The organism is Streptomyces sp. NPDC055815 (assembly GCF_053616475.1).
On record NZ_JBSHDU010000116.1, the window covers coordinates 16,670 to 20,355 of the forward strand.

Below are 3,686 nucleotides of genomic sequence, written 5' to 3' on the forward strand. Positions count from 1 at the left end.
GGGGGGGGGCGGGGGCCCCGGCGCCCCCGGTTGGGGCCGGCGTGGGCCGGGCGCCGGGGGGCCCCGCCCCCCCCCCCCCGCGGCAGGGGGATCGTCACACCGCCCACCAGACGGTGGTGTCGGCGGGGACTTCCGCTTCATCGTCGACGGTGCGGATTTCCTCGTTGGAGAGGAGATACCGGCCGGGCAGCGGGACGGTGATGGCCCGGCCGGTGGTGTTGGCGGTGCAGACGAAGCCGTCGCGGCGGAAGGAGAGCACACCCTCGGGTGCCTCCAGCCACTCGACGGCGTCGCCCGCACCGAGTTCGGGGCGCTCACGCCGGACGGCGAGCGCGCTGCGGTAGAGCTCCAGGGTGGAGCCGGGGTCGCCGGTCTGCGCCTCGACGCTCAGGGCGCCCCAGGTCGCGGGCTGCGGCAGCCAGGAGCCGCCGTCGCCGAAGCCGTACGAGGAGCCCTCGGTGGTCCACGGGATCGGCACCCGGCAGCCGTCGCGGAAGCCGTCCTGGCCGCTGGCCCGCCAGAACGACGGGTCCTGGCGGACCTCGTCGGGCAGGTCGGTGACGTCCGGGAGGCCGAGCTCCTCGCCCTGGTAGACGTACGCGGAGCCGGGCAGGGCCAGCATGAGGAGGGTCGCGGCGCGGGCGCGGCGCAGGCCGAGCTCGCGGTCGCCGGCCTCGCGGAGCTGGGTGCCGAGGCCCGCCGGGTTGGCGAAGCGGGTGGCGTGCCGGGTGACGTCGTGGTTGGACAGCACCCAGGTGGTGGGGGCGCCGACCGGGCGCATCGCGTCGAGGGAGGCGTCGATGACCGTACGGAGCTCGGTGGCGTCCCAGTGGGTGCCCAGGTACTGGAAGTTGAAGGCCTGGTGCATCTCGTCGGGGCGCACGTAGTTCGCGGTGCGGTCGACGGTCGGGGTCCAGGCCTCGGCGACGAGGATGCGCTCCCCGTCGTACTCGGCGAGGATCTGCCGCCAGCTGCGGTAGATCTCGTGGACGCCGTCCTGGTCGAAGAAGGGCATGACGTCGTTGCCGAGCAGCTTCAGCTGGTCGTGGGCGCCGATGTCGGGCAGGCCGGCGGCCTTGACGAGGCCGTGGGCGACGTCGACGCGGAAGCCGTCGACGCCCATGTCGAGCCAGAAGCGCAGGATGGAGCGGAACTCGTCGCGTACGGCCGGGTGTTCCCAGTTGAAGTCGGGCTGCTCCGGGGCGAAGAGGTGGAGGTACCAGTCGCCGGGGGTGCCGTCCGGGTTCTCCGTGCGGGTCCAGGCGGGGCCGCCGAAGATGGACTCCCAGTCGTTGGGCGGGAGTTCGCCGTTCTCGCCCTGGCCGGGGCGGAAGTGGTAGCGCTCGCGGAGCACCGAGCCGGGGCCCTCGCGCAGGGCGCGCTGGAACCACTCGTGCTGGTCGGAGGAGTGGTTGGGGACCAGGTCGACGATGATGCGCAGGCCCAGTTCGTGGGCCTCGCGGATCACGGCGTCGGCGTCGAGGAGCGAGCCGAACATGGGGTCGATGGCCCGGTAGTCGGCGACGTCGTAGCCGGCGTCGGCCTGCGGCGAGGCGTAGAACGGGGAGAGCCAGACGGCGTCGACGCCGAGCGCCTTGAGGTAGGGCAGCCGGCTGCGGATGCCCTCCAGGTCGCCCATGCCGTCGCCGTTTCCGTCGGCGAAGCTGCGCGGGTAGACCTGGTAGATCACGGCGTCTCTCCACCAGCCCGTGTGCGTGCCGGTGGTGTGGGCGTCGGCCGGGGTGGCGAGATGCTGGGTCATGTCTTCCCTGGGAGGTAAGGGGCGTACAGGTGGGGCGTTCAACCGTCAGCCCTTGACGGCACCGGCGGACATGCCGGTGACCAGGTGACGCTGGGCGAAGAGGAACACCAGGGCGGCGGGGACGGCGATGAGCACGGAGGCCGCGGCCATCGGGCCCCACTGGGCGCCGTACTGGTTGACGAACTTCTGGAGTCCGCCGGCGAGCGTGAGGTTCTCGTCGCCGACCATGAAGGCGGAGGCGTAGGCGACCTCGCCCCAGGCGGTGATGAAGGAGTAGAAGGCGGTGACGGCGATGCCCGGCTTGGCGAGCGGCAGGATGAGCCGCCAGAAGGTGCCGAAGGGGGTGAGGCCGTCGACGTAGCCGGACTCGTCGATCTCGCGCGGGATGGTGTCGAAGAAGCCCTTCATCATCCAGGCGCAGAACGGGACGGCGATGGTCAGGTACGTGATGACCAGGCCGGCCGGCTGGTTGAGCAGGCCCATCGACGCCATGATGTTGTAGATCGGCACGATCAGGACGGCGACCGGGAACATCTGGGTGACGAGCAGCGTCCACATCAGGCCGCGCTTGCCGGGGAACCGGAAGCGGCTGACGGCGTAGCCCGTGGTGGCGGCGATGAAGACGCCGATGACGGTGGTGAGGCCGGCGACGAGCAGCGAGTTGCCGAACCAGGTGAGGAACGGGGTGTCGTTCAGCAGGTTCGTGTAGTTCTCGAAGGTCGTCTCTTTGAAGAAGTCCGTGGTGGTGGCGAACTTCGCGGGCTTCAGCGAGGTCAGCAGCACCCACAGGACGGGGAAGACGGCGATCACGGACGCCACGATCAGGGTGGCGTGCAGGCCGACCGAGGCGAGCGGCGAACGGCGGCCGCGGACCGGGGCGTTCATCGCCCGGGGGGTGGGGGTCGTGGTGGTCACCAGACTTCTCCCTGCTTGCGGAGGACGCGCTGGTAGAACGCGGCGAAGACCATCAGGAGGACCAGGATGAGCACGCCCCACGTGGACGACTGGGCGAAGTCGCGCGGGCTGACCTCGAAGGAGAACTTGTAGGCCTGGGTGACGAGGATCTGGGTGGCCTCGCCGGGCCCGCCCCGGGTGAGCAGGAAGATCACCGGGAACATGTTGAAGGTCCAGATCGTGCTCAGCAGGATCACGGTGGTGCTGACGGACCGCAGCCCCGGCATGGTGATGTGCCGGAAGCGCTGCCAGGGGTTGGCGCCGTCCATCTCGGCGGCCTCGTACAGCTCGCCGGGGATGGACTGGAGGCCGCCGAGGAGGGCGACCATCATGAACGGCACGCCGAGCCAGACGTTGGTGGCGATGACCGAGAGCTTGGCCCAGGTGGGGTCGTTGAGCCACGGGACGGCGTCGATGCCGCCGCCCGCGAGGATCTTGTTGAGGATGCCGCGGCGCTCGTCGTACAGGAAGCGCCAGGCGAAGACGGAGACGAAGCCGGGGACGGCCCAGGGCAGGATCAGCAGCATCCGGTAGAAGGAGCGGCCGGCGATCCTGCGGTTGAGGATGTTGGCGAGGCCGAGGCCCAGGGCGAAGGTCAGGGCGACGCAGGACACGGTCCAGAGGATCGTCCAGCCGAGGGTGCCGAGGAACTGGCTCCCGGTGATCGCGTCGGTGTAGTTGTCCAGGCCCACGAACTCGTAGCTGGCCGGGATCTCGTTGACGCCGATCGACCGTGCGACGTTCCGCTCGTTGGCGTCGGTGAACGACAGGTAGATGCCGCGGACCAGCGGATAGCCGATGATCACGCCGATCACGATCACCACCGGGGCGACCATGGCCCAGGCGTACCAGTGGGTGGAGAGGGAGCGCTTCGCCGCGCGGCGCGGGGTACCAGTTCCGCGGGGGCGGGCCCGGGGGGGGGGGGGGGGGGCCGGCGCGCGCGCCCCCGCGCCCCGGGGCGGGGGCGCCC

3 protein-coding genes are annotated in these 3,686 nt (G+C 71.0%); all 3 read right to left on the reverse strand.

Features of this window, described 5'->3' with window-relative positions; translation table 11 throughout:
- Positions 1-94: 94 nt before the first annotated feature.
- Positions 95-1,762 (reverse strand): glycoside hydrolase family 13 protein, encoded by a 1,668-nt coding sequence (locus ACWGN5_RS39275; RefSeq protein WP_453523208.1) that lies wholly within the window; start codon positions 1,760-1,762, stop codon positions 95-97.
- A 45-nt stretch (positions 1,763-1,807) separates the two neighbouring features.
- Positions 1,808-2,647: a sugar ABC transporter permease gene (locus tag ACWGN5_RS39280; protein WP_453523211.1), complete on the reverse strand. Its 840-nt coding sequence runs from the start codon at positions 2,645-2,647 to the stop codon at positions 1,808-1,810.
- 26 nt (positions 2,648-2,673) lie between these two features.
- Positions 2,674-3,686: carbohydrate ABC transporter permease (locus tag ACWGN5_RS39285; protein WP_453523209.1), on the reverse strand; the 1,013-nt coding region annotated here is incomplete at its 5' end.